General features: G+C 67.3%; 22 protein-coding genes. 16 read left to right on the forward strand and 6 right to left on the reverse strand.

What is annotated here, in order from left to right; genetic code table 11:
• Positions 1-2: 2 nt before the first annotated feature.
• A complete protein-coding gene (gene pdhA, locus C693_RS0102030; RefSeq protein ID WP_017460580.1) occupies positions 3-1,088 on the reverse strand; it encodes a pyruvate dehydrogenase (acetyl-transferring) E1 component subunit alpha in 1,086 nt (361 codons plus the stop codon).
• Between the two features lie 211 nt (positions 1,089-1,299).
• Between pdhA and C693_RS0102035 the strand changes: the two genes are divergently transcribed.
• From C693_RS0102035 to C693_RS0102045, 3 genes are all read left to right on the forward strand, one after another.
• A complete protein-coding gene (locus tag C693_RS0102035) occupies positions 1,300-2,157 on the forward strand; it encodes a tryptophan 2,3-dioxygenase (RefSeq protein ID WP_017460581.1) in 858 nt (285 codons plus the stop codon).
• Between the two features lie 52 nt (positions 2,158-2,209).
• Positions 2,210-3,718 carry a peptide MFS transporter gene (locus tag C693_RS0102040; RefSeq protein ID WP_017460582.1) on the forward strand — a complete coding sequence of 503 codons (1,509 nt, stop codon included), beginning with the start codon at positions 2,210-2,212 and terminating at the stop codon, positions 3,716-3,718.
• A 252-nt stretch (positions 3,719-3,970) separates the two neighbouring features.
• Positions 3,971-5,476: a peptide MFS transporter gene (locus C693_RS0102045; RefSeq protein ID WP_017460583.1), complete on the forward strand. Its 1,506-nt coding sequence runs from the start codon at positions 3,971-3,973 to the stop codon at positions 5,474-5,476.
• Between the two features lie 204 nt (positions 5,477-5,680).
• Here the strand turns inward: C693_RS0102045 and C693_RS0102050 are convergent, their stop codons facing one another.
• Positions 5,681-6,145 carry a MarR family winged helix-turn-helix transcriptional regulator gene (locus C693_RS0102050; RefSeq protein WP_017460584.1) on the reverse strand — a complete coding sequence of 155 codons (465 nt, stop codon included), beginning with the start codon at positions 6,143-6,145 and terminating at the stop codon, positions 5,681-5,683.
• A 129-nt stretch (positions 6,146-6,274) separates the two neighbouring features.
• Here C693_RS0102050 and hppD point away from each other — a divergent pair, with 129 nt between their 5' ends.
• The 6 genes from hppD to tpx all read left to right on the forward strand — a co-directional run bounded on the left by hppD (position 6,275) and on the right by tpx (position 13,217).
• The gene (gene hppD / locus C693_RS0102055) at positions 6,275-7,387 is read left to right on the forward strand and encodes a 4-hydroxyphenylpyruvate dioxygenase (RefSeq protein ID WP_017460585.1); all 1,113 of its coding nucleotides are present in this window, start codon (positions 6,275-6,277) and stop codon (positions 7,385-7,387) included.
• Positions 7,388-7,403: 16 nt separating this feature from the next.
• Positions 7,404-8,711, forward strand: a complete 1,308-nt coding sequence (gene hmgA / locus C693_RS0102060) for a homogentisate 1,2-dioxygenase (RefSeq protein WP_017460586.1) — start codon at positions 7,404-7,406, stop codon at positions 8,709-8,711.
• Positions 8,712-8,739: 28 nt separating this feature from the next.
• Entirely contained in the window at positions 8,740-9,726 is a 987-nt protein-coding gene (locus C693_RS0102065) for a fumarylacetoacetate hydrolase family protein (RefSeq protein ID WP_017460587.1), read from the forward strand.
• A 101-nt stretch (positions 9,727-9,827) separates the two neighbouring features.
• The gene (cysD, locus tag C693_RS0102070; RefSeq protein WP_017460588.1) at positions 9,828-10,766 is read left to right on the forward strand and encodes a sulfate adenylyltransferase subunit CysD; all 939 of its coding nucleotides are present in this window, start codon (positions 9,828-9,830) and stop codon (positions 10,764-10,766) included.
• Positions 10,766-12,649 (forward strand): sulfate adenylyltransferase subunit CysN, encoded by a 1,884-nt coding sequence (gene cysN, locus C693_RS0102075; RefSeq protein ID WP_017460589.1) that lies wholly within the window; start codon positions 10,766-10,768, stop codon positions 12,647-12,649. Before cysD ends, cysN begins: the two co-directional genes overlap by 1 nt.
• A 64-nt stretch (positions 12,650-12,713) precedes the next feature.
• Positions 12,714-13,217, forward strand: a complete 504-nt coding sequence (gene tpx, locus C693_RS0102080; protein WP_017460590.1) for a thiol peroxidase — start codon at positions 12,714-12,716, stop codon at positions 13,215-13,217.
• A gap of 67 nt (positions 13,218-13,284) precedes the next feature.
• Here tpx and gap read toward each other — a convergent pair whose 3' ends face one another.
• Positions 13,285-14,286, reverse strand: coding sequence for a type I glyceraldehyde-3-phosphate dehydrogenase (gene gap, locus C693_RS0102085; protein ID WP_017460591.1), 1,002 nt, complete (start codon positions 14,284-14,286; stop codon positions 13,285-13,287).
• A 175-nt stretch (positions 14,287-14,461) separates the two neighbouring features.
• Here gap and C693_RS0102090 point away from each other — a divergent pair, with 175 nt between their 5' ends.
• From C693_RS0102090 to C693_RS0102110, 5 genes are all read left to right on the forward strand, one after another.
• The gene (locus C693_RS0102090) at positions 14,462-15,337 is read left to right on the forward strand and encodes a S1/P1 nuclease (RefSeq protein ID WP_017460592.1); all 876 of its coding nucleotides are present in this window, start codon (positions 14,462-14,464) and stop codon (positions 15,335-15,337) included.
• 337 nt (positions 15,338-15,674) lie between these two features.
• Complete coding sequence (pyk, locus tag C693_RS0102095; protein ID WP_026107116.1) at positions 15,675-17,156, forward strand: pyruvate kinase; 1,482 nt, start codon at positions 15,675-15,677, stop codon at positions 17,154-17,156.
• Positions 17,157-17,194: 38 nt separating this feature from the next.
• On the forward strand, positions 17,195-17,755 hold the full coding sequence (locus C693_RS0102100) for a hypothetical protein (protein ID WP_017460594.1): 561 nt from the start codon (positions 17,195-17,197) through the stop codon (positions 17,753-17,755).
• A 42-nt stretch (positions 17,756-17,797) separates the two neighbouring features.
• Entirely contained in the window at positions 17,798-18,238 is a 441-nt protein-coding gene (locus C693_RS0102105; protein ID WP_017460595.1) for an energy transducer TonB, read from the forward strand.
• A gap of 137 nt (positions 18,239-18,375) precedes the next feature.
• Positions 18,376-19,386, forward strand: coding sequence for a class I fructose-bisphosphate aldolase (locus tag C693_RS0102110; protein ID WP_017460596.1), 1,011 nt, complete (start codon positions 18,376-18,378; stop codon positions 19,384-19,386).
• A gap of 70 nt (positions 19,387-19,456) precedes the next feature.
• Here the strand turns inward: C693_RS0102110 and C693_RS0102115 are convergent, their stop codons facing one another.
• Together C693_RS0102115 and C693_RS0102120 are read right to left on the reverse strand one after the other, a co-directional pair.
• On the reverse strand, positions 19,457-20,050 hold the full coding sequence (locus C693_RS0102115) for an outer membrane protein (RefSeq protein ID WP_017460597.1): 594 nt from the start codon (positions 20,048-20,050) through the stop codon (positions 19,457-19,459).
• 194 nt (positions 20,051-20,244) lie between these two features.
• Positions 20,245-20,883 carry a porin family protein gene (locus C693_RS0102120; RefSeq protein WP_017460598.1) on the reverse strand — a complete coding sequence of 213 codons (639 nt, stop codon included), beginning with the start codon at positions 20,881-20,883 and terminating at the stop codon, positions 20,245-20,247.
• A gap of 277 nt (positions 20,884-21,160) precedes the next feature.
• On the opposite strand from C693_RS0102120, the gene tkt reads away from it, so the two are divergent.
• A complete protein-coding gene (tkt, locus tag C693_RS0102125; RefSeq protein WP_017460599.1) occupies positions 21,161-23,170 on the forward strand; it encodes a transketolase in 2,010 nt (669 codons plus the stop codon).
• 64 nt (positions 23,171-23,234) lie between these two features.
• Positions 23,235-24,404 (forward strand): DegT/DnrJ/EryC1/StrS family aminotransferase, encoded by a 1,170-nt coding sequence (locus C693_RS0102130; RefSeq protein WP_017460600.1) that lies wholly within the window; start codon positions 23,235-23,237, stop codon positions 24,402-24,404.
• A 102-nt stretch (positions 24,405-24,506) separates the two neighbouring features.
• On the opposite strand, the gene C693_RS0102135 is transcribed toward C693_RS0102130, so the two are convergent.
• Positions 24,507-25,443: phosphoglycerate kinase (locus C693_RS0102135; RefSeq protein WP_017460601.1), on the reverse strand; the 937-nt coding region annotated here is incomplete at its 5' end.

A 25,443-nucleotide genomic window follows, 5' to 3' on the forward strand; every position in this document is an offset into this window, starting at 1 on the left:
ACTTAGTGCGCCTTGTTTTCGAGCGAGAGCGCGAATTCGCGCTGCTTTTCCAGGTCGGCCGGGATTTCGGCGTAGGTGTAGTCGAACATCGCCGTGATCGGCTGGGTCTTGGTCTCGAGGTAGGCGTTGACCTCGTTGTCCATCCAGTCGTCACACTCGGCCTTCCAGGCTTCTTCCTTGGCGTCGTCCCACACGCCCTTGGCCACCAGCCAGTTGCGCAGGCGCTTCATCGGCTCCTTTGCCCAGCCTTCCTTCACTTCTTCCTCGCCGCGGTAGCGACGGGCGTCGTCGGCGGTGGTGTGGTCGCCGAGGCGGTAGGTGACCGCTTCGATCACGCTGCCGCCCTGGCCGTTGCGGGCGCGCTCGAGCGCGTCTTCCATCGCCTTGCGCACCGCGATGATGTCGTTGCCGTCGACCTGGATGCAGTACAGGCCCGCAGCGATGCCCTTCTGCGCCAGGGTCGGCGCGCCGGACTGGATCTTGCGCGGCACCGAGATCGCCCACTGGTTGTTGACGATCACCGCGACCATCGGCAGGTTCTGCGCGCCGGCGATGTTGATCGCCCCGTAGAAGTCGCCCTTGGACGAGCCGCCGTCGCCGATGGTGCACACCGCCACGCGCTTCTCGCCGCGGATCTTGAACGCCAGTGCGGAGCCGGCCGCATGCAGGCACTGCGTGGCGATCGGCACCGACCAGGCGAAATCGTGGCGGGCCGGCTCGTTCTGGTAGTCGTTGCCGCGCTCGTCGCCGCCCCAGTACATGTAGACCTCGCGCGGCTGCACGCCGCGGTACAGCTGCGCGCCGTATTCGCGGTAGCTCGGTGCGTAGACGTCTTCCGGCTTCATCGCCGAACCGATGCCGACATGCGCGGCCTCGTGGCCCAGGCAGCTGGCGTAGGTGCCGAGCTTGCCGGTGCGCTGGAGCGCGATCGACTTGGCGTCGAACACGCGGGTCGACATCATCAGCTTGTACAGCTTGACCATGTACTCGAGGTCCTGCGTGAATGCAGGGAGGTCGTCACGCACCTCCTTGCCCTCGGCATCGAGGTACTGCAGGTATTCGATCTCAAACTTGGCGGCAATCGACACGAGTCGCTCCGAAGGTGGGAAAAGGGGAGGCGCAAAGGCCGCTGGGGGTGCGCCGGGAGAACTCCCGCTGGCGCACAAAACTCCCATAAAATCCTGCAATTGATAGCAGGCCGGGCGGTTTCGTCGCAAGGCACGGCGCAGCATGCGCGGCGGTACGGGGCGAGGTCCGGATGGCGCTACCATGCGGGTTTTGACGGGGAATGACGCCGACATGACGGACAACCGCCGCGACCTGGAAGCGGGCATCGAAACCGACCTGCAAGGGCGGCTGACCTACGGCGGCTACCTGCGGCTGGACGTGCTGCTGTCGGCCCAGCAACCGCGCAGCGAGCCGCCGCACCACGACGAAATGCTGTTCATCGTGCAGCACCAGGTGAGCGAGTTGTGGATGAAGCTGGTGATCCACGAGCTGGCCGCGGCGATGGATTTCCTGCGCCGCGACCAGGTCTGGCAGACGCGCAAGGTGCTGGCGCGCTGCAAGTCGGTGCTGCGCCAGCTGATCGAGCAATGGGCGGTGCTGGAGACGATGACGCCGTCCGAGTACCTGGAGTTCCGCGAGACACTGGGGCCGTCGTCCGGGTTCCAGTCGCTGCAGTACCGGCTGATGGAGTTCCTGCTGGGCAACAAGAATGCCGACATGCTGAAGGTGTTCGACCACGACCCGGCCGGCCAGGCTCGGCTGCGCGCGGTGCTGGAGGCGCCCAGCCTGTACGACGAGTTCCTGCGCTATCTCGCGCGTTTCGGTCATGCGGTGCCGGCGCGGCATCTGGAGCGCGACTGGCGCGAACCGCATGTGGCCGACGCCGAGCTGCTGCCGGTGTTCGAGCGCATCTACGGCGACACCGACCGTTACTGGCGCGAGTACTCGCTGTGCGAGGACTTCGTCGATCTGGAGACCCAGTTCCAGCTGTGGCGGTTCCGCCACATGCGCACGGTGCAGCGGATCATCGGCTTCCGTCGCGGTACCGGCGGCTCCTCCGGCGTGGCGTTCCTGAAGCGGGCGCTGGAGCTGGAGTTTTTTCCCGAGCTGTTCGAGGTGCGCACGACCCTGCAACCGCACGGCGGCTGACGCGGCCACCGGGGTCTGGCACGATCCCCTCACTTTCCGGGGCGAGACCACCATGACCGACACGTCCATCGCCGCGCCGAACGCGGCGCCCGACTTCCCGCAGCTGTTCGGCCACCCGCGTCCGCTGTGGATGCTGTTCATGACCGAGTTCTGGGAGCGCTTCGCGTTCTACAGCGTGAGCTGGGCGCTGACGCTGTACATCGTGGCGCAGTTCTTTCACGGCGACGCGTCCGGCCAGGCCTGGGCCAGCGGCATCTTTGGCGCCTACACGGCGCTGATCTACGCCACGGGCATCTTCGGCGGCTACGTGGCGGACAAGCTGATCGGCTACCAGCGCTCGATCCTAATCGGCGCGGCGGTGATGGCGGCGGGCCTGTTCGCGCTGGCGGTGCCGACCAAGCCGGTATTCCTGCTCGGGCTGGCGCTGGTGATCGTGGGCGACGGCCTGTTCAAGCCGAACATCTCCTCGATGGTCGGCCAGCTCTACGGCAAGGACGATCCGCGTCGTGATCGCGGTTTCACGCTGTTCTACATGGGCATCAATGCCGGCGCCTTCATCGCGCCACTGCTGACCGGCTGGATGGCGGCGTACTTCACCGACACCGCGCTGGAGCAGAACTACAAGCTGGTGTTCCTCGCCGCGGGTGTCGGCATGGTGCTGAGCTTCGCCTGGTTCTGGTTCGGCCGGCGCAGCCTGGGCGGCGTGGGCCGACCGGCGGCGGACAAGACCGGGGCCGGCCGCTCGATCGCCGTGATCGCGGGTTCGCTGCTGGCGGTGCCGGTGATCTACGGGCTGCTCTCGCAGATCGGCCCGATCGGGCTGCAGTGGATGCTCGGCCTGCTGTTCATCGGCATCTCGGTGCTGCTGCTTGCCGAGGCCGCGCGGCACGACAAGGTGCAGGTGCATCGGGTGATCGCGATGCTGATCATCTTCGCCTTCAACGTGCTGTTCTGGATGTTCTACTTCCAGCTCGGCACCTCGTTCAACTTCCTCGCCGAGAACCTGGTGGACCGCAAGATGTTCGGCGGCTGGACGTTCCCGGTGGGCTGGTTCCAGTCGGTGAGTCCGCTGGCGATCCTTGCGCTGGCGCCGCCGCTCACGCTGGTGTGGGGCTGGCTGGCCAAGCGCAACAAGGAGCCCTCGATCCCGCGCAAGTTCGGCCTGGGCCTGATCTTCAACGGGCTGGGCTTCGCCGTGCTGATGTTCGCGTTGTCGCGGCTGCTCGGTCCGGCCGGGTTGATTCCGTTCTGGCCGCTGGCGGCGTGCTACGTGCTGCAGACCACCGGCGAGCTGTGCCTGTCGCCGATCGGCCTGTCGATGGTGACCAAGCTGGCCCCGCCGCGGCTGGTGGGCGCGGCGATGGGCGGCTGGTTCCTGTCGCTGGCCGTGGGCGGCAACCTGTCGGGCCTGCTGGCCAGTTCGATCAGTGGCAGCACCGGCATGACTGCCGTGTCCGCGCTGGGTGGCTTCACCTTCGGCTTCTGGCTGCTGGCCGGTGCCGGCGTGTTCCTGCTGCTGATCTCGCCGTTGATCAATCGCTTGATGCATGGAGTGAAATAGGAAAGCGAGGAGTGAGCGAAGAGGAGTGAGGAGTGAGAGAAAAGCCGGCGCCGGAGCCGTTGCTTTGCTTCTCACCCTTGCGCTTCGCCGCTTTGGCTTGGCTCTGCACTCATGCATCGCGCCCGAGTGAGTGACGGAGGCTGGGCAAAGTAGAGAAGCCGACGCTGTTGCTCCTCTCTCACTCCTCGCTTTTCGGCGCCTCAACCGGTTAGGGTTCGCAATATTTTGCGAATTGACCGAGGGGAGAGCTGCATGACCGACCACGCCGTGCCAGCCGGAAGCGCGCCGGACTACCCGCAGACGCTGGGCCACCCGCGCCCCCTGTGGATGCTGTTCATGACCGAGTTCTGGGAGCGTTTTGCCTTCTACGGCATGCGCTGGGCGCTGGCGCTGTACATCGTGGCGCAGTTCTTCGACGGCGATCCGTCCGGCCAGGGGTATGCCAGCCGTACCTACGGCGCCTACCTGGCACTGGTCTATGCGGCCGCCGTGTTCGGTGGCTACGTGGCGGACAAGGTGATCGGCTACCAGCGCTCGATCCTGCTTGGCGCGCTGGTGATGGCCGCCGGCCTGTTCCTGATCATGTGGCCCGACCAGGATGTGTTCCTGCTCGGGCTGTCCACGGTGATCGTCGGCAACGGCCTGTTCAAGCCGAATATCTCCTCGATGGTCGGCCAGCTCTATGGGCAGGGCGACCCGCGCCGCGACCGCGGCTTCACCCTGTTCTACATGGGCATCAATGGCGGTGCGCTGGTCGCGCCGCTGGTCACCGGCTGGCTGGCCGCCTATTTCAGCGACACGCCGATGCAGCAGAACTACAAGGCGGTGTTCCTCGCCGCCGGCCTGGGCATGCTGGTGAGCCTGGCCTGGTTCGAATGGGGCCGCGGCGAACTCAAGGGCGTGGGCCAGCCGGCGCCGGAGCAGGCCTCGCCGGCCCGCGTGATCTGGGTGGCGGTCGGCTGCGTGCTGGCGATCCCGCTGGTCTACCTGCTGATGGCCAAGGCCGGTGCGATCGCACTGCAGTGGCTGCTCAGCGCGATGTTCCTGGCGCTGTCGGCGATGCTGTTCGTCGAGGGCGTGCGCGAAGGCGCGGTGCAGCGCGACCGGGTGATCGCGATGCTGATCATCTTCGCCTTCAACGTGTTGTTCTGGATGTTCTACGAACAGGCCGGCAGCTCGTTCAACTTCCTCGCGCAGAACCTGGTGGACCGGCGGATGTTCGGCGGCTGGACGTTTCCCGTGGGCTGGTTCCAGTCGGTCGCGCCGCTGGCGATCGTGCTGCTGGCGCCGTTCGTCTCGCTGGCCTGGGGCTGGATGGACCGGCGCAGGGCGGAGCCCTCGATCCCGCGCAAGTTCGGCCTGGGCCTGCTGTTCAACGCGCTGGCCTTCGTGGTGCTGATGTTCGCACTGTCGCGGCTGGTCGACGGCAGCGGCCACATCCCGTTCTGGCCGCTGGTGCTGGTCTACGTGCTGCAGGTGGTCGGCGAGCTGTGCCTGTCGCCGATCGGCCTGTCGATGGTGACCAAGCTGGCGCCGGTGCGCATGGTCGGCTTCGCGATGGGCGGCTGGTTTCTCTCCACCGGCATCGGCAACAACCTGTCGGGCATCTTCGCCGGCCACGTCAGCGGCGAGAGCGGCATGACCGTGGCGTCGGCACTGTCCGGTTTCACCTTCAGCTTCTGGTTGCTGGTGGTGCCCGGGGCCTTGCTGTTCCTGGCCGCGCCACTGATCGCGCGGTTGATGCATGGGGTCAAGTAGGCAGGCGAGAAGTGAGAGACGAGGAGTGAGGAGTGAGAGAAAAGCCGGCGCCGGAACCGGGGCACTCCTCTCACGTCTCACACGCCTCACCCGGTTCCGAACTCGTGCATCAAAGGCCAGGTGAGTAACGGAGGCTGCGCGAAGAGTGCAGCCGACGCTCTTGCTCCTCTCTCACTCCTCACTCCTCCGCACTCACTCCTCGCTCTAGCGCTCCTGCAGCTTGTCCAGGATGCGCACCAGCCATTGCCGTTCGTCTTCGTCGAGCTTGTCCAGCAGCGCCTGTTCGCGCGCACGGGCCATCGGTGCGACCACGTCGTGGATCGCCCAGCCGTCCTCGGTAAGGTCGAGTACCGAACGGCGCTTGTCGTTGTCGGCCATATGCCGGCTGACCCGGCCGGCTTCCACCAGGCGGGCCAGCGCGCGACTTACCGCGACCTTGTCCATCGCCGTACGGTCGGCGACTTCGCGCGCCGACAATCCCTCGAACCGCGCCAGCACCGCCATCACGCGCCACTCGGTCATGCTGAGGTCGTAGCGCTGCTGGTAGTCGTCGGCGATGCCCTGGCTGACCGTGTTGGACAGGATCGACAGGCGATAGGGCAGGAAGTGCTCCAGCTCCAACGGGGCGTGCTTGATGCCGGGCGGGGTGGCTTTGCGAGGGGTGGACACTGCGGCGACGCTCCTTGCAGTTGGTTTCAAATGTAACTATAAAGAAGGGCTCATGCGGACTTTCGCACCGGCAGCGCATGCTGCAAAGCCGCATCCGTGACATTAGCGCAGCTGACGCAGGAGAGCGCCATGAACGTCCAGCCCCAGACCGCCGCCCAGCCCAACCTCGGCATGCAGGTGACCACGTTCGAGAACCCGATGGGTATCGACGGCTTCGAGTTCGTCGAGTTCGCCGCGCCGGCCGACCAGGCCGCCGCGATGCATGATCTGTTCCGCCGCATGGGCTTCACCGCCGTGCTGCGCCACAGGCGCCGCGCGATCACGGTGTACCGCCAGAACGGCGTGAACTTCCTGCTCAACGAGGAACCGGATTCGTTCGCCGCCGACTTCGCTGCCCAGCACGGTCCGAGCGCCTGCGGTTTCGCGATCCGGTTCAAGAAGTCGTCGGCAGAGGTGCTCGACACCGTGCTCGGCAACGGTGGCGAGGCGGTCGACCACAAGGCCGACACCCGCGCGGTCGACGCGCCGGTGGTCAAGGGCATCGGCGACTGCATGCTGTATCTGGTCGACCGCTATGGCGAGGCCGGCAGCATCTACGACGGCGACTACGAGCCGGTGCCCGGCGCCGAGCAGAACCCGAAGGGCTTCGGGCTCACCTTCATCGACCACCTCACCCACAACCTCTACTTCGGCAACATGCAGAAGTGGTCGGACTACTACGAGCGGCTGTTCAACTTCCGCGAGATCCGCTACTTCGACATCAAGGGCGCCAAGACCGGCCTGGTGTCCAAGGCGATGACCGCGCCGGACGGCATCGTGCGCATCCCGCTCAACGAATCGAACGATCCGAAGAGCCAGATCAACGAGTACCTTGACGCCTACCACGGCGAGGGCATCCAGCACATCGCCTGCTTCACCGACGACATCTACGCCACGGTCGAGGCGATGCGTGCGCAGGGCGTGGAATTCCTCGACACGCCGGACACCTACTTCGACGTGATCGACATGCGTATCCCGAACCACGGCGAGGACGTGCCACGGCTGCGCAGGAACAAGATCCTGATCGACGCCGATCCGGAGACCAAGCAGCGCAAGCTGCTGCAGATCTTCACCCAGAACTGCATCGGTCCGATCTTCTTCGAGATCATCCAGCGCAAGGGCAACGAAGGCTTCGGCGAAGGCAATTTCCAGGCGCTGTTCGAGTCGATCGAGCGCGACCAGATCAAGCGCGGCGTGCTCTGAAGGAAGGAACGCAGCCATGACGACGATGGTCGGTAACGGTTACCAGTCCGGGTTCGGCAACGAGTTCGCCAGCGAGGCGCTGCCGGGCGTGCTGCCCACCGGCCAGAACTCGCCGCAGCGGGTGGCCCACGGGCTTTACGCGGAGCAGGTGTCCGGCACGGCGTTCACTGCGCCGCGCCGCGAGAACCGTCGCAGCTGGCTGTACCGCATCCGCCCCGCGGCGATGCACCGGCCGTTCATACCGCTGGCGCACGCCACCTTCCACAACCGCTTCGACGAAGCGCCGGCCACGCCGAACCAGCTGCGCTGGGATCCGTGGCCGCTGCCGACCGCGCCGACCGACTTCCTCGATGGGCTGGTGACCATCGCCGGCCACGGTGGCGCTGCCGAGCAGGGCGGGGTGGGCGTGCACGTGTACGCCGCCAACCGTTCGATGGAAGGGCGATATTTCTACGACGCCGACGGCGAACTGCTGATCGTGCCGCAGCTGGGCCGGCTGCGCCTGCTCACCGAGCTGGGCGTGCTCGACGTGGCGCCGCTGGAGATCGCGGTGGTGCCGCGCGGCATCCGCTTCCGCGTCGAGCTGCTCGACGCCGAGGCGCGCGGCTACGTGGCCGAGAATTTCGGCGCGCTGCTGCGCCTGCCCGACCTCGGGCCGATCGGCGCCAACTCGATGGCGCTGCCGCGCGACTTCCTGGTGCCCCACGCGGCCTGGGAAGACGTCGAGGGTGATTTCAGGCTGGTCGCCAAGTTCCAGGGCGCGCTGTGGCAGGCCGACATCGGTCACTCGCCGCTGGACGTGGTCGCCTGGCACGGCAATTACGCGCCGTACAAGTACGACCTGACCCGCTTCAACACCGTCGGTTCGATCAGCGTGGATCATCCGGACCCGTCGATCTTCACCGTGCTGACCTCGCCCAGCGACACCCCCGGCACGGCCAACCTCGACTTCGTGATCTTCCCGCCGCGCTGGCTGGTGGCCGAACACACCTTCCGGCCGCCGTACTTCCACCGCAACGTGGCGAGCGAGTTCATGGGCCTGATCGAGGGCGCCTACGACGCCAAGGCCGGCGGTTTTGCGCCCGGCGGCATGAGCCTGCACAACTGCATGAGCGGCCACGGCCCCGACGCAGCCAGCTTCGAGAAGGCCGTCGCCGCGGACCTGAGCCAGCCGGACCATCTCACCGGTACCATGGCCTTCATGTTCGAGACGCGGAAGGTGTTCCGTCCCAGCGCGCAGGCGCTGTCCGCGCCGCAACTGCAGGACGATTACTACACGTGCTGGCAGGGCATCGCGAAGCACTTCGACCCGACGCAGCCCTGACCGCATCCGTTCCAGGAGTATTGATTCGATGAAGCTTGGCAGTCTCAAGGAAGGCGGCCGCGACGGCACGCTGATCGTCGTCAGTCGCGACCTGACCCACGCCGCCCGCGCCACCGGCATCGCGCCGACCCTGCAGGCCGCGCTGGACGACTGGCACAACGCCGCACCGCGCCTGAATGCGCTGTACGACGAGGTGAATGCCGGCACCGCCGAAGGGCGATTCCCGCTGGACCTCAATGCGCTGGCCGCGCCGCTGCCGCGCGCGTACGAGTTCGTCGACGGTTCGGCCTATCTGCCGCACGTCGAGCGCGTGCGCAAGGCGCGCGGCGCCGAGGTGCCGGCCAGCTTCTACACCGACCCGCTGATGTACCAGGCGACCAGCGCCATGTTCCTGGGGCCGCGCGATCCAGTGGTGGTGCCGAGCGAGGATTACGGCATCGACCTGGAGGCCGAGGTGCTGGTGGTGACCGACGACGTGCCGATGGCGGTGACGCCGGAGCAGGCCGCCGGCCACATCCAGCTGGTCGGCCTGGTCAACGACGTGTCGCTGCGTGGCCTGATTCCCGCCGAGCTGGCCAAGGGGTTCGGCTTCCTGCAGTCCAAGCCGCGCTCGGCGCTGTCGCCGGTGCTGGTGACGCCGGACGAGCTCGGCGACGCCTGGCAGGACAGCAAGCTGCACCTGCCCATGCGTACCTGGATCAACGGTCAGTGGTTCGGTGAGGCCGAGTGCGGTGTCGACATGCAGTTCAACTTCGCCCAGTTGGTGGCGCATGCGGCCAAGACCCGCACGCTGACCGCCGGCACCCTGGTCGGCTCCGGCACCATCGCCAACCAGGACACCGCCAAGGGCGCTTCCTGCCTGGCCGAGCAGCGCACCGTGGAAACCCTGCGCGACGGCCAGCCGTCCACGCCGTTCCTGAAGTACGAGGACACCGTGCGCATCGAGATCACCGATGCGGCCGGCCAGTCGATCTTCGGCGCCATCGAGCAGGTCATTTCGCCGCTCAGGCGCTGACGGCCGCACCTGCCGTCCGGCACCACGCCGGGCGGCGGGGCATATCCATAGGCCAAGTGGTTATCACCGGTCCGGCCGGTGCTGGATAGAATGGCCGGATCATGACTGTTTCCCAGACCACACCTGCCGACGCGCTGGCCGCACGCCAGTCGCATCTCAAGCGCCTCGAAGCCGAGAGCATCCATATCCTGCGCGAGGTGGCGGCCGAGTTCCGCCACCCGGTGATGCTGTATTCCATCGGCAAGGATTCCTCGGTGCTGCTGCACCTGTTGCAGAAGGCCTTTTATCCGGCGCCGCCGCCGATCCCGTTGTTGCACGTGGACACCACCTGGAAGTTCCGCGAGATGATCGCCTTCCGCGATCGTCGCGCGGCCGAGGTGGGCGCGAAACTGATCGTGCACATCAACCAGGAAGGCGTGCGCCAGGGTGTCGGTCCGTTCACCCACGGCGCCACCGTGCACACCGACATCATGAAGACCCAGGCGCTGAAGCAGGCGCTGGATGCGCACGGCTTCGACGCGGCGATCGGCGGTGCCCGTCGCGACGAGGAGAAATCGCGCGCCAAAGAGCGCGTGTTCTCGTTCCGCACCGCGCAGCACCGCTGGGACCCGAAGCGTCAGCGCCCGGAGCTGTGGAACCTCTACAACGGGCGCATCGCCAAGGGCGAAAGCGTGCGCGTGTTCCCGCTGTCGAACTGGACCGAGCTGGACATCTGGCTCTACATCTACCGCGAGGCGATCGAGGTGCCGTCGCTCTACCTGGCCGCGCCGCGCCCGGTGGTCGAGCGTGACGGCATGCTGGTGATGGTCGATGACGAGCGCCTGCCGCTCAAACCCGGCGAACAGCCCGAAATGCGCAAGGTGCGTTTCCGCACGCTGGGCTGCTATCCGCTGACCGGTGCGATCGAATCCGAGGCCGACGACCTGCCCAAGGTGATCCAGGAGATGCTGGTGGCGCGCACCTCCGAGCGGCAGGGGCGGGCGATCGACCACGATCCGTCCGCCTCGATGGAAAAGAAGAAGCAGGAGGGGTATTTCTGATGGGCCGCGAACCGATCCTGTCCGTGGACGACTACCTCGCCCGCCACGAATCGAAGGACCTGCTGCGCTTCATCACCTGCGGCAGCGTCGACGACGGCAAGAGCACCCTGCTCGGCCGCCTGCTGTACGACACCAAGGTGCTGTTCGACGACCAGCTCGCCGCGCTGGAAGGCGACTCGCTGCGTCACGGCACGCAGAACGGCGAGCTGGACTTCGCGCTGCTGGTCGACGGCCTGTCGGCCGAGCGCGAGCAGGGCATCACCATCGACGTGGCGTACCGCTTCTTCACCACCGAGCGGCGCAAGTTCATCGTCGCCGACTGCCCGGGCCACGAGCAGTACACCCGCAACATGGCCACCGGTGCGAGCACGGCGGATCTGGCGGTGGTGCTGATCGACGCGCGCAAGGGCGTGCTCACCCAGACCCGGCGGCACACCTACATCGCCGCGCTGCTGGGCATCCGTCATGTGCTGCTGGCGGTGAACAAGATGGATCTGGTCGGCTACGACGAGACGACCTTCCGCGCCATCGAGGCCGAATACACGACGCTGGCCGCCGACATGGGCATTCCCCAGGTCAGTGCGATCCCGGTGTCGGCGCTGCGCGGCGAGAACATCAGCGCGCGCGCCACGGCGATGCCCTGGTTCGACGGCCCGAGCCTGCTCGAACACCTGGAGACGGTGGCGATCCAGCCGCCGGCGCAGACGCTCGGCTTCCGCCTGCCGGTGCAATGGGTGTGCCGGCCGGACCAGAATTTCCGTGGTTACGCCGGGCCGGTGGTGGCCGGATCGATCGCCCCGGGCGACGAGGTGGTGGTGCTGCCGGGCGGCGCGCGCTCGCGCGTGGCACGCATCGTCACCGCCGACGGCGATCGCACGCAGGCGACGGTCGGCGACGCCGTCACGCTGACGCTGGAAGACGAGCGCGACATCAGCCGCGGTGACGTGATCGCCGCGGCGGGCGATCCGCCGCAGGTGGCCGACCAGTTTGCCGCCCACCTGCTGTGGATGGACGAGTCGGCGCTGCTGCCGGGGCGCGGCTACTGGCTGAAGATCGGCGCTCGCACGGTTGGTGCGCAGGTGACCGAGATCAAGCACAAGGTCGACGTGAACACCCAGGACGAGCTGGCCGCCAAGCGGCTGGAGCTCAACGAGGTGGGCTACTGCAACCTCTCGCTGGACCAGCCGGTGGCGTTCGAACCCTACGCGACCTGCCGCGAGCTGGGCGCCTTCATCCTGATCGACCGGCAGACCAACGCCACCGTCGGCGCCGGCACGCTGGACTTCGCCCTGCGCCGCGCCGACAACATCCACTGGCAGCACCTGGACATCGACCGGGCCGCGCGTGCGCGGCTCAAGGGCCAGGCGCCGGCGTGCCTGTGGTTCACCGGCCTGTCCGGCTCCGGCAAGTCCACCGTGGCCAACCTGGTGGAGAAGCGCCTGTTCGCGATGGGGCGGCATACCTACCTGCTGGATGGCGACAACGTGCGCCACGGGCTCAACCGCGACCTGGGCTTCACCGACGAGGATCGCGTGGAGAACATCCGCCGCGTGGCCGAGGTGGCCAGGCTGATGGTCGACGCCGGCCTGATCGTGCTGGTGTCCTTCATCAGCCCGTTCCGCGGCGAACGGCGGATGGCGCGCGAACTGTTTGCGCCCGGCGAGTTCCACGAAGTGTTCGTCGACACGCCGCTGGCGGTGTGCGAGGCGCGCGACGTGAAGGGCCTGTACGCCAAGGCGCGAGCCGGCAGCATCAAGAACTTCACCGGCATCGATTCGCCATACGAGGCGCCCGAGGCGCCGGAAGTGCATCTGCAGGGTGGTGAGGAGGCTCCGGAACAGCTCGCCGAGCGCGTGATCCGGGAACTGCTCGGCGAGCACTGAGGCGCGACACGGGAGCGGCCAGCCTCTAGGATGGCGCTCCCCACTTATCCGCACGAGGCATCCCATGTCGCAGAACGTTACGCTCAAGGGCAATCCGGTCGAGGTGCAGGGCGATTTTCCCGCCGTGGGCGACAAGGCGCCCGGCTTCCGCCTGGTTGCCAAGGATCTGGCTGACGTCTCGCTGGCCGACTTCACCGGCAAGCGCAAGATCCTGAACATCTTCCCCAGCGTCGACACGCCGGTGTGCGCTGCGTCGGTGCGCCACTTCAACCAGTCCGCGTCCGAGCTGGCCAATACCGTAGTGCTGTGCATCTCGGCCGACCTGCCGTTCGCGCAGGCGCGCTTCTGCGGTGCCGAAGGCCTGGACAACGTGGTCACGCTGTCGACCCTGCGCGGCGCCGATTTCCTGAAGACCTACGGCGTGGCGCTGTCCAGCGGCCCGCTGGCCGGCCTGGCGGCGCGCGCGGTGGTCGTGCTGGATGAGCATGACCACGTGAAGCACGCCGAGCTGGTGCCGGAAATCACCCAGGAGCCGGACTACGACACGGCGCTGGCCACCCTGCGCTGATTCCCGGAAGCAGGCAACAAAAAAGGCGCCCCGCGGGGCGCCTTTTTCGTGGAGCGGTGCGGCCGGCTTACTTCGCCGCCACCACGCGGGCCATTTCCAGGCACTTGTTGGAATAACCCCACTCGTTGTCGTACCAGGACACCAGCTTGACGAAGGTGGAGTCCAGCGCGATGCCGGCTTCGGCGTCGAACACCGAGGTGCGGGTTTCGCCGCGGAAGTCGGTGGCGACCACCTTGTCCTCGGTGTAGCCCAGCACGCCCTTGAGCGCGCCCTCGGACTGCGCCTTCATCTCCGCGCAGATCTCGGCGTAGGTCGCCGGCTTCTCCAGCTCGCAGGTCAGGTCGACCACCGACACGTCGGAGGTCGGCACGCGGAAGCTCATGCCGGTGAGCTTCTTGTTGAGCTCGGGGATCACCACGCCGACGGCCTTCGCGGCGCCGGTGGAGGACGGGATGATGTTCTCCAGGATGCCGCGGCCGCCGCGCCAGTCCTTGTTGGACGGGCCGTCGACGGTCTTCTGGGTGGCGGTGGCGGCGTGCACGGTGGTCATCAGGCCGCGCTTGATGCCCCACTTGTCGTTGAGCACCTTGGCCAGCGGCGCGAGGCAGTTGGTGGTGCACGAGGCGTTGGAGATGATCGCCTCGCCCTGGTAGCTCTTGTCGTTCACGCCGAACACGAACATCGGCGTGTCGTCCTTGGACGGGGCCGACATGATCACCTTCTTCGCGCCCGCGTCGAGGTGCTTCTGCGCGCCTTCCTTGGTCAGGAAGATGCCGGTGGACTCGATCACCACCTCGGCGCCGACGGCGTCCCACTTCAGCGCGGCCGGGTCGCGCTCGGCGGTGAGGCGAATCTTCTTGCCGTTGACGATGAGCGTGTTGCCCTCGACCGACACGGTGCCCTTGAAGCGGCCGTGCACGGAGTCGTACTGCAGCATGTAGGCGAGGTAGTCCGGCTCGAGCAGGTCGTTGATCGCGACGATCTCGATGTCGCTGAAGTTCTGCACGGCTGCACGCAGCACGTTGCGTCCGATGCGGCCGAAGCCGTTGATGCCCACCTTGATCGTCATTGCCGTTGACTCCTGCGTCTGGCCCATGCCTGTGGAAAGAGCCCGTGATTCTAGCAGGCCGGCGGGCCGCTTCGACGCCGGGCGCAAGCGGCGAAGCGGCCCCGCGCGCTGTCATCCGGCGGTGCGCAGGGCTGTGGCAGACTCCCGGACTTTCCCATCACGTCCCGACGATCCGATGAAGCTGCGTCCCTCCCGCCCCAGTCTGCTGTCCCTCGCCCTCACCCTGGGGCTCGCCGCCCCGCACGCCATGGCCTGGGGCCCGGAAGGCCACGCGATCGTGGCGGACATCGCCCAGTCGCACCTGGATCCGGCCGCCGCCGCGCAGGTGCAGGCGTTGCTCGGGCTGGAGGGCTACGACCGGCTCGACCAGATCGCCTCGTGGGCCGACCAGCACCGCAAGGAGATGCCCGGCACGGCGGGCTGGCACTACGTCGACATCCCGCTCCAGGCACCGGATTACCAGGCCGCGCGCGACTGCCCCCGGGGCAACTGCATCGTGGCCCAGCTGGAGCACTTCACCCGTACCCTGGCCGACCGTTCGGGCAGCCCGCAGGCCCGGCTGGAAGCGCTCAAGTGGGTGGTCCACCTGGCCGGCGACATCCACCAGCCGATGCACGCGGTGGACGATGACGACAAGGGCGGCAACACGGTCCAGGTGCAGTTCTTCGGCATCGGCACCAACCTGCACTCGGTCTGGGACGGCCGCGTGATCGAGCACCAGCTCGACCTCAAGCTGGGTCCGAACTATTCGATCGACCGGACGGCGGTGGCCGCGCGCGCGAAGCAGCTGGAAGCGGGGATCACCCCGGCCGAGCTTGCGCAGTGGGCCCCGGCCGGGACGCTCGCCACGCTCGATACGCGTGTCGTGGACTGGGCCAACGAGTCGCACCACATTGCCCGGACCGTCGCCTACACCGATCTGGCCAAGCCGTCCGGTGTGGCCTGGTCCGAGCGCTATCAGGCCAAGGCCTGGCCGGTGATCCGCGAGCGGCTCGAACAAGGCGGTGTTCGCCTCGCCGAGATATTGGACGAGGCGCTCGGCAGCCGCTGAGGCATCACCGCTCGTACCGTCGCGGCGCCAGGTCGTGACGGTGCCGGCTCAGGGTTCGGGCGCTTGCCGGGCTTGGCTGTGTATCGATGGGCGGGCAGGGCCGTCGGCCGGGAAAATTTTTTTGCCGGGGTTGCTGCGCCGCAGCACATCGAGGCCGCATCACGGGGCGTTACGTGGTCTGCAAGGTTGTCGACCGTAAATTGCTGATCGACGCCGACTGGTATCTTCGCATCGCGTTTTCATGACCGGCGACGCACGTCGCGCAGCCGTCCAAACGGCTGAAAATTCGCGATTTGAATCGTGGCGATGCGGCTCGCGTTGTTGCTACGCTTCCAAGATGACTACCCAATCCCAGCAAGTCCGCCGTACCAAGATCGTCGCCACGCTCGGCCCCGCCACCGACGCGCCGGGGATGCTCGAGAAGATCATCGCCGAGGGCGTCAACGTCGCCCGCCTCAACCTGTCGCATGGCACGCCCGACGACCATCGCGCCCGCGCCGAGGCCGTGCGCGCCGCTGCCGCCAAGGTCGGCGTGGAGGTCGGCATCCTGGCCGACCTGCAGGGCCCGAAGATCCGCGTCGAGAAGTTCGCGGATGGTCCGGTGCAGCTCGAGGTCGGTGACGCGTTCACGCTGGACTGCCGCGATGACGCGCCGGACGGCGATGCCACCCGCGTCGGCGTGAGCTATCTCGGCCTGCCGCAGGACGTGAGTCCCGGCGACATCCTGCTGTTCGACGACGGACTGGTCGCGATGCGGGTGGAGTCGATCGATGGCACCGAGATCCACTGCACGGTCACCGTCGGTGGCAAGCTGTCCAACCGCAAGGGCCTGAACCGGCAGGGCGGTGGACTCACCGTCGACGCGTTGTCGGACAAGGACCGCAACGACATCAAGCTGGCCGCCGAGCTGGGCGCCGATTTTCTGGCCGTGTCGTTCGTGCGCTCGGCCGATGACATGCACACCGCGCGTCGCCTGATGCGCGAGGCCGGCGGCCATGCCGTGATGGTGGCCAAGATCGAGCGCGCCGACGCGATTCCGGTGCTGGGCGAGATCATCGATGCCACCGACGTGGTGATGGTAGCGCGTGGCGACCTGGGCGTGGAGATCGGTGACGCCGAGCTGCCGGGCCTGCAGAAGAAGATCATCCGCGAGACCGTGCAGCGCAACCGCGCGGTGATCACCGCCACGCAGATGCTGCAGTCGATGGTGCGCTCGCCGATCCCGACCCGCGCCGAGGTGCTCGACGTGGCCAACGCCGTGATCGACGGCACCGACGCGGTGATGTTGTCGGAGGAGTCTGCGGCTGGTGCGCATCCGGACAAGGCGGTGGCGGCGATGGTGCGCATCTGCCTGGGGGCCGAGCGGCAGTTCGAGCCGAAGGACGAGCGCATGCTCGACTCCGCGCTGCAGCTGGACCGCGCCGACCAGGCGATCGCGCTGGCGGCGATGGTGCTGGCCGGGCACCTGGGCGTGCGCGCGATCGTCGCGCTGACCGAGTCCGGCGCCACCGCGCAGTGGCTGTCGCGCTACCGCAGCTCGGTGCCGATCTACGGCATGTCGCCGTTCGGCGAGGCGCGACGCCGCATGCAGGTGCTGCGCGACGTGCATCCGGTGGAGTTCAGCCACGGCGAACAGCAGAGCATGGCCGCCTCCACCCGCGCCGCCGTGCGCATGCTGTTCGAGCAGGGCAAGCTGGCCGAAGGCGACCGCGTGGTGATCACCTACGGCGACCGGGTCGGCCAGGCCGGCGGCACCAATACGCTGAAGCTGCTCTCGGTGGGTGCCGACGGGATCGTCGACAGCCTGCGCGAGCTCTGAGGTCGGTTGCCCGCAAGCGGCGGGAGCGAGGGAGCGCATTGAAGACCAGTGTCTACACGGTGCTATGCACCGCCATCCGGCTGGGCGCCGTGCTGTTGTCGGTGCATGCGCTGGAGGATGTGGCGGCGGCGGTCGCCGCCTCCGATGGCAACGCGCACAGGCTACTCGGCAGCCTGATGTTCGCTGGCTTGTACTTCGCTGTGGGTGCCGTTCTCTGGCTGTGGCCGGGCATGCTGGCCTGGTGGGCCAGCAGTCGCTCGAGCGGGCAGGTGCTGGAGATGCCGATCGGTGCGGACGAGCTGCAGCGCATCGCGCTCTCGGTGCTTGGTGTCTGGCAGGTGGTGCAGGGGGTGTCCGGCATGCTGAGCCACGGCGTCGTGATGGTTTTCCTGCGCGACCGGATGACCGATTACTCCACCGGGCATCTGCCGCCCACCGAGTGGCGCTGGGTAGTCTTCTATACCCTGCAGGCGCTGGCTGGTGCCGCGGTGGTGCTGGGGGCTGCCGGGTTGGTTGGCCTGTTCCACCGTCTTCGCCAGTTCCCATCGCCATCCTCATCCCCTGCGGCGACGGATGCCGGCGCGGATCCCTCCCGCTGACGCTAGACTGGGCTCCCCACCCCGCATCCCCGGAGGCGACCGATGAAGAAGAACGTGCTTCGCGTGCAACTGCCAATGTGCCTGCTGGCGCTGGCCGTTTCGTCCCCGTTGATGGCCCAGGCGCGGCGGGTGTCGCCGGACAAGATCAACGGCTACTGGATCCTGCTCAACCGCAGCGTGGACGTGGACGTGCCGAACAGCGGCAAGAACATCTACAAGCCCGGTTGTGTGGCGGTGACCTTCACCATCGGCTCGGACGGCATCCCGCGCGACATCAAGGCGGCCAAGACCGTACCCGCGAGCGATCTGACGCCGGTCGCGGTCAATGCGGTGAAGAACTTCACCTACGGCCCTTCGCTGACCAACCGGGCCGGCGAGCCGGTGGACACCTACTATGTGGTGCCCTTCAACGGGCCGTCCGACAAGGCCGGCCAGCAGGCCCTGATGGCCCCCTGCCAGCTGCCCGGCTACGACCAGAACTGAGCCGCTCTTCCGACCGCCCCGGTGCCGTCGGGCGTTCTGGCCTATAATCCGCCGCTTTCAGCCTTGCCGCTCCCGGTTCCGGGGGCGGCGTATCCTTTGCGCGGCCTGGCGGCCGCTGTCGTTTCCACGGAGTCGTCATGAGCATCGAAGATCTGGAAAGCATCGCGCTGGCGATGGTCGCGCCCGGCAAAGGCATCATCGCCATCGATGAGTCGACCAAGACGATCGCCAAGCGGTTCGAATCGGTCGGCATCGAGAACACCGAAGAGAATCGCCGCGCCTACCGCGAACTGCTGCTGACCGCGCCAGGCCTGAACGAGCACATCTCCGGCGCGATCCTTTACGACGAGACGATCCGCCAGTCGACCAGGGACGGCGTGCCGTTCACCCAGGTGATGAAGAAGCTCGGCATCATCCCGGGCATCAAGGTCGACAAGGGTCCGGTGCCGCTGGCCGGCTTCCCGGGCGACGTGGTCACCGAGGGCCTGGACGGCCTGCGCGAGCGCCTGGCCGAATACGCCAAGCTCGGCGCGCAGTTCGCCAAGTGGCGCGCGGTGATCAACATTTCCGAGGACAACCCCAGCTCGACCGCGATCGAGGCCAACTGCCACGCACTGGCCCGCTATGCCGCGCTGTGCCAGGAAGCCGGCCTGGTGCCGATGGTCGAGCCGGAAGTGATCATGGACGGCGACCACTCGATCGACGTCAGCTACGAAGTGCACGAGGCCGTGCTGCGCAGCCTGTTCAACGCGCTGTACGAGCAGAACGTGATGCTCGAGGGCACCATCCTGAAGGTGTCGATGGTGATCCCGGGCAAGGACGCCGAGGAGCAGGCCGAGGTCGAGGAAGTCGCCGAGGCCACCGTGCGCGTGCTCAAGTCCACCGTGCCGGCCTCGCTGCCGGGCATCGTGTTCCTCTCCGGTGGCCAGACCGATGAGCAGTCCACCGCCCACCTCAATGCGATGAACCGCATCGGCCCGCATCCGTGGCCGCTGTCGTTCTCCTACGGTCGCGCCATGCAGCAGGCCGCTCTGAAGCTGTGGGCCAAGGACATGAAGGCCAACTACGCCGAGGCGCAGAAGACCGTCGCCGCGCGCGCGAAGGAAAACGGCCAGGCCGCGCTGGGCCGCTGGACCGGCGGCAAGTAGGCCGACCCTTCGTCCGAAGAAAAACGGGCGCCCTGGGGGCGCCCGTTTTCGTTTCACACTGCGGTGTGGATCAGAAGCGGTATTCGGCGCTGACCGAGACCATGTCGGTGCTCAGGTCGACGTTGTGCTTCTTGGCGTCGAAGTAGTCATAGTTCAGGCCGACGCTGAAGTTGTTGGTGAAGTCGTAGCCGAAGCCTGCGCCGGCGTACCAGCTGGTCTTGTCCAGGCTCTCGCGGATCGGGTTGGAATCGTTGCTCAGGCCATGCCCCTTCCACGCGTACAGGCCGGTGCGGGCACTGATGTACCAGTTCGGGTTGATGTTGAAATGGCCGTTCACGCCGGCGGTCCAGCCGTGCAGCTGGGAGCGGCCGCTGTCGACGACGTTGTTGCTGTTGAAGACGTTCTTGACGTGGATGTTGCCCAGGTCGTTGTAACCGGCCTCGACACCCAGCGCCACGTTCGGGTTCAGCGACCAACGGTAGCCGCCGTTGAGGGCGTAACCGGTGTCGTGCCCGTCGTACGGGCCCTTGTTGATGGAGGTGCGGCCGACATTGCCGTTGACGAACCAGCCACCGTTGTCGGACGGCGCACTCTGCGCGAACGCGGCAGGGGCGGCCACCAGGCCGGCGGAAACCAGGGCAAGGGCAAGCAGAGTCTTCTTCATCGCGATGATCCTCTTGTTGTTATCGCAGCCGGGCGCTTTTGGGGGAGATGCCGCGGCTGTCGTGGGGCGTGCCGGCCGGTCCGGCCGGCACGGGGACTTAGATGGGTGAGTGCCCCGAAAGATTCAATACCGGTGAGTACAGTATTAATCCCGGGTTAAGCGTGGCAGCACACACCCGCCCGCCGGAACCAAGTTCAGAACCGGTACTCGGCGGTCAGCGAGGCCGCATCGGTGGTCAGCTTCACTCCGCTCTTCGCAGCGTGGTAGTAGTCGTAGGACAGGCCGAGGCCGAAGTGATTGTTGATGTCGTAGCCGATGCCGGCTCCGGCGTAGTAGTCGACCTTGCTCAGGTCGCGGCGATTGCCGGCATCCGGATCCTGCATGCCCGGCGCATGCCAGCCGTACAGGCCGGTGCGTCCGCTCAGATACAGGCCGCGATAGATGTCGATGCGGCCGTTGACGCCCGCCGTCCAGCCGCGCAGGGCGTGGCGCTGCGTGGTCAGGTTGACGTCGTTGCTGTTGAAGACGTTCTTGACCTTGAAATTGCCGAGATCGTTGTAACCGGCCTCGATGCCCAGCCCCATATCCTGGCCGACCTTCCAGCGATAGCCGCCGTTGATGCCATAGGTCGTCGGATGGTCGTCGTACGGGCCCTGCGAAACGTGTGCCTGGCCGACGCTGCCGCCAATGAACCAGTTGCCGGTGCCGACCGCCTGACCGGGCTGGTAGTTGCCGGCCGTCTCCGGTGACGTGTTGCCGGCATCCTGGGCCAGGGCGGGGAGCGCGCAGGCACTGGCGGAAACGAAAGCAAGGGCGAGCAGTGACTTCTTCATCGGGACTTCTCCTTTTTATGTTTTTCGCTGTACGGCCGGGGATGCCGTGATCAGGGCGCCTGGGGAGGGCGCGGGGGCATTGAACGGCGGCGAGCCTGAAGCGAGCCGATATCCGGCCCCAAAAAGTTAAGCGGCAATTAATCGCCGTTGTCCTACGCGTGCGTGCCCGCCGCATCGCGGCCCTGCCTGTGCCGGTCGGCGGATCGCGGCGGCGGCGCGACTCGCGCCGCCGAATCGGCGACAATGGCGTCTTTTCATGCCCCTTCCGGAGACGCCGATGACCACCCGCCGCGAACTCGCCAATGCCGTGCGCGCCCTCGCCATGGACGCCGTGCAGGCGGCCAATTCCGGCCACCCGGGCATGCCGATGGGCATGGCCGACATCGCCGAAGTGCTGTGGAACGACTTCCTGCGCTTCAACCCGGCCAACCCGAAATGGCCGAACCGCGACCGCTTCGTGCTCTCCAATGGCCACGGCTCGATGCTGCAGTACGCGCTGCTGCACCTGACCGGCTTCGACCTGCCGATGAGCGAGCTCAAGCACTTCCGCCAGCTCCATTCGAAGACCGCCGGCCACCCGGAAGCCAGCGAGACCCCCGGGGTGGAGACCACCACCGGCCCGCTCGGCCAGGGCCTGGCCAACGCGGTGGGCATGGCGTTGGCGGAGAAGGTGCTGGCGGCGCACTTCAACCGTCCCGGCCACACGGTGGTCGACCACCACACCTACGTGTTCCTTGGCGACGGCTGCCTGATGGAGGGCATCTCGCATGAAGTGGCCTCGTTGGCCGGCACCTGGGCCTTAGGCAAGCTGGTGGCGATCTACGACGACAACGGCATCTCCATCGATGGCGAGGTGCATGGCTGGTTCACCGACGACACGCCGGCCCGTTTCGAGGCCTACGGCTGGAACGTGATCCGCCACGTCGACGGTCATGACGCCGACGCGATCAAGGCCGCCCTCGCACAGGCCACCGCACAGTCCGCCAAGCCGACCCTGATCTGCTGCAAGACCATCATCGGCTTCGGTTCGCCGAACAAGCAGGGCAAGGAAGAGAGCCATGGCGCCGCGCTGGGCAAGGACGAGGTGGCGGCCGCCCGCGACATGCTCGACTGGCGCTCGCCGCCGTTCGAGATCCCGTCCGAGATCTACGCTGGCTGGGACCACAAGGCGAAGGGCGCGGCCGATGAGCAGGCCTGGAAGGACGCTTTCGCCGCCTATGCCAAGGCGCACCCGGAACTGGCCGCCGAGTTCGAGCGTCGCCTGCGCGGCGAGCTGCCGGCGGACTGGGCCGAGAAGTCGCAGGCCTATGTGGCCAAGCTGCAGCTCGAGGGGCCGGAAGTGGCTTCGCGCAAGGCCTCGCAGATGACGCTGGATGCGTTCGGCCCGTCGCTGCCGGAGCTGATCGGCGGTTCGGCCGACCTGGCTGGCTCCAACCTCACCAAGTGGAAGGGCTCCAGGGACGCCGGCAACGGCGACAGCGCCGGCGGCCAAGGCAACTACGTCTACTACGGCGTACGCGAGTTCGGCATGAGCGCGATCGCCAACGGCCTGGCGCTGCACGGCGGCTTCATCCCGTACGACGCCACCTTCCTGGTGTTCTCCGACTACGCGCGCAATGCGGTGCGCATGAGCGCGCTGATCCCGGCGCAGGCCATCCATGTCTACACCCACGACTCGATCGGCCTGGGCGAGGACGGTCCGACCCACCAGCCGGTGGAGCACCTGGCCAGCCTGCGCTACATCCCGAACAACCACGTGTGGCGTCCGTGCGATGCGGTCGAGTCGGCGGCTTCGTGGAAGGCGGCGATCGAGCGCAAGGGCCTGCCGAGCTGCCTGGTGTTCTCGCGGCAGAACCTCAAACACCAGCAGCGCACGACCGAGCAGGTGGCGGACATCGCGCGCGGTGGCTACGTGCTGTCCGATCCGGCCGATGCGCGCTTCCAGGCGATCCTGATCGCCACCGGTTCGGAGGTCGAGCTGGCGATGGAGGCGATGCGCACCCTGGCCCAGCAGGGCATGGCAGTGCGGGTGGTGTCGATGCCGTGCACCGAGGTGTTCGATGCCCAGCCGCAGGCTTACCGCGAGGCGGTGCTGCCTGGCTGGTGCCGCGCCCGTGTGGCGGTGGAGGCGGCCACGGCCGACTTCTGGCGCAAGTACGTCGGACTGGATGGCGAGGTGGTCGGCATGCACTCGTTCGGTGCGTCGGCGCCGGCGCCGCAGCTGTTCGAGCACTTCGGCTTCACCGTCAGCCACGTGGTGGATGCGGTCAAGCGCGTGGTGGGTTGAACGAAACGGGTGTCGTGACGACGGGCCGCGCAAGCGGCCCGTCGCTTTTGGAGGGATGCGGGGCATGGTCGATCAGCAACGTTTCATCGTCTTCGGTGCGCCCAGCATCGGCGAAGAGGAGATCGCCGAGGTCGAGGCCTGCATGCGGTCGGGTTGGCTGGGCACCGGGCCCCGGGTCGCCCGCTTCGAGCAGGCCTTCGCCGAGTACAGGCAGGCGGGCGCTGAGCGCGTCGCGGCGGTGAATTCCTGCACCGCGGCCCTGCACGTGAGCATGGTCGCGGCGGGCCTCGAGCCGGGGGGCGAGGTGATCACCACGCCGCTCACGTTCTGCGCGACCGTCAACGCGATCGAGCATGCCGGCCTGGTGCCGGTGCTGGCGGACGTCGATCCGCACACGCAGAACATCGATCCGGAGGCGATCGAGGCGGCAATCACCCCGCGCACCCGCGCGATCCTTCCGGTGCACTTCGCCGGTCGACCCTGCGCGATGGACCGGATCATGGACATTGCCAGGCGGCATGACCTGGTGGTGATCGAGGACTGTGCCCATGCGATCGAAACCACCTTTCGCGGCCAGCCCGCCGGCACGTTTGGCGATTTCGGCTGCTTCAGCTTCTACGTGACCAAGAACGTGGTCACCGGCGAGGGCGGCATGATCCTGGGCCGTGACCGCGAGCGTATCGCCCGTGCCCGCATGCTCGCCCTGCACGGTATGAGCAAGGACGCCTGGCATCGCTTCGGCGATGCCGGCTACAAGCATTACCAGGTGCTGGAGTGCGGCTTCAAATACAACATGATGGACCTGCAGGCGGCGATCGGGCTGCCGCAGCTGGCCAAGGTGGAAGCCCATTGGGCGCGCCGTCAGGCGATCTGGCAGCGTTACGACGAGGCCTTCGCCAACCTGCCGATCGGCCTGCCGGCGGCGCCGGAGGCGGACACCCGGCACGGCCTTCACCTGTACACCGTGATGATCGACGAGGCGCGCTGCGGCATCTCGCGCGATGCCTTCCTCGACGCCATGAACGCGGCGCGCATTGGTACGGGCGTGCATTACCTCGCCGTTCCCGAACACCCCTACTACCAGCGGCGCTACGGCTGGTCGCCAGAGCAGTGGCCGAACGCGATGCGCCTGGGGCGGCAGACCGTCAGCCTGCCTCTCAGCCCCGGACTGTCCGGGGGTGATGTGGAGCGCGTGATCGCCGCCGTGCGGCGCATCCTGTGCGGCAAGGCCTGACCGGTAGGAGCCCGCTGGCGGGCGATGCCTTGGCTCCTGATCCATATCCGAGCGAAGAGCAGAAGCATCGCCCGCCAGCGGGCTCCTACAGAAAACGGGGCGTCAGCCCTCCGCGCGGGCCCTGAGCGCCGCCACCGCCGGCAGTTCCTTGCCCTCGAGGAATTCGAGGAACGCGCCGCCGCCGGTGGAGATGTAGGACACGTCCTTCTCGATGCCGTACTTGTCCACGGCCGCCAGCGTGTCGCCGCCGCCGGCGATCGAGAACGCCGGGGAGGCGGCGATCGCGCGGGCGAGGGTCTCGGTGCCCATGCCGAAGGCATCGAACTCGAACACGCCCACCGGACCGTTCCACACCACCGTGCCGGCCTTGGCGATCAGCGCGGCGTAGCGTTTGGCGGTCTCCGGGCCGATGTCCAGGATCATCTCGCCGTCCTTGACCTGGTCCACCGCCTTCACCGTCGGCGTCGCCTGCGCGGAGAACTCCGGCGCGACCACCACGTCCACCGGCAGCGGCACCTCGGCACCGCGGCGCTTGGCGTCGGCGATGACCTTCTTCGCCGCGTCGAGCAGGTCCGGCTCGTACAGCGAGTTGCCGACGCCGTGGCCGGCCGCGGCGATGAAGGTATTGGCGATGCCGCCGCCGACGATCAGCTGGTCGACCTTGCCGATCAGGTTTTCCAGCAGGGTGAGCTTGGTGGAAACCTTGGAGCCGGCGACGATCGCCAGCAGCGGCTTGGCCGGGTGCTCCAGTGCCTTGCCCAGCGCGTCCAGCTCCGCGGCCAGCAGCGGCCCGGCGGCGGCTACCTTGGCGAAGCGGATCACCCCATGGGTGGAGGCCTGGGCACGATGCGCGGTGCCGAAGGCATCCATCACGAACACGTCGCACAGCGCCGCGTACTTCTTCGACAGCGCCTCGTCGTCCTTGCCCTCGCCGACGTTCATGCGGCAGTTTTCCAGCACCACCACCTCGCCCTCGGCGACGTCCACGCCGTCGAGGTAGTCGCGCACCAGCCGTACCGGCTTTCCGGGCTTGTCGCCG

The organism is Dyella ginsengisoli LA-4 (assembly GCF_000334915.1).
Lineage (GTDB): Bacteria > Pseudomonadota > Gammaproteobacteria > Xanthomonadales > Rhodanobacteraceae > Dyella_A > Dyella_A ginsengisoli_A.

Coding starts and splice junctions, on each gene's coding strand:
- tkt (WP_017460599.1), top strand. CDS start 21,161: ATGACCACCCGCCGCGAACTCGCCAATGCCGTGCGCGCCCTCGCCATG.
- C693_RS0102110 (WP_017460596.1), top strand. CDS start 18,376: ATGAGCATCGAAGATCTGGAAAGCATCGCGCTGGCGATGGTCGCGCCC.
- tpx (WP_017460590.1), top strand. CDS start 12,714: ATGTCGCAGAACGTTACGCTCAAGGGCAATCCGGTCGAGGTGCAGGGC.
- C693_RS0102105 (WP_017460595.1), top strand. CDS start 17,798: ATGAAGAAGAACGTGCTTCGCGTGCAACTGCCAATGTGCCTGCTGGCG.
- C693_RS0102040 (WP_017460582.1), top strand. CDS start 2,210: ATGACCGACACGTCCATCGCCGCGCCGAACGCGGCGCCCGACTTCCCG.
- gap (WP_017460591.1), bottom strand. CDS start 14,286: ATGACGATCAAGGTGGGCATCAACGGCTTCGGCCGCATCGGACGCAAC.
- C693_RS0102045 (WP_017460583.1), top strand. CDS start 3,971: ATGACCGACCACGCCGTGCCAGCCGGAAGCGCGCCGGACTACCCGCAG.
- hmgA (WP_017460586.1), top strand. CDS start 7,404: ATGACGACGATGGTCGGTAACGGTTACCAGTCCGGGTTCGGCAACGAG.
- C693_RS0102130 (WP_017460600.1), top strand. CDS start 23,235: ATGGTCGATCAGCAACGTTTCATCGTCTTCGGTGCGCCCAGCATCGGC.
- C693_RS0102115 (WP_017460597.1), bottom strand. CDS start 20,050: ATGAAGAAGACTCTGCTTGCCCTTGCCCTGGTTTCCGCCGGCCTGGTG.
- cysN (WP_017460589.1), top strand. CDS start 10,766: ATGGGCCGCGAACCGATCCTGTCCGTGGACGACTACCTCGCCCGCCAC.
- C693_RS0102090 (WP_017460592.1), top strand. CDS start 14,462: ATGAAGCTGCGTCCCTCCCGCCCCAGTCTGCTGTCCCTCGCCCTCACC.
- pyk (WP_026107116.1), top strand. CDS start 15,675: ATGACTACCCAATCCCAGCAAGTCCGCCGTACCAAGATCGTCGCCACG.
- hppD (WP_017460585.1), top strand. CDS start 6,275: ATGAACGTCCAGCCCCAGACCGCCGCCCAGCCCAACCTCGGCATGCAG.
- C693_RS0102035 (WP_017460581.1), top strand. CDS start 1,300: ATGACGGACAACCGCCGCGACCTGGAAGCGGGCATCGAAACCGACCTG.
- C693_RS0102120 (WP_017460598.1), bottom strand. CDS start 20,883: ATGAAGAAGTCACTGCTCGCCCTTGCTTTCGTTTCCGCCAGTGCCTGC.
- C693_RS0102065 (WP_017460587.1), top strand. CDS start 8,740: ATGAAGCTTGGCAGTCTCAAGGAAGGCGGCCGCGACGGCACGCTGATC.
- cysD (WP_017460588.1), top strand. CDS start 9,828: ATGACTGTTTCCCAGACCACACCTGCCGACGCGCTGGCCGCACGCCAG.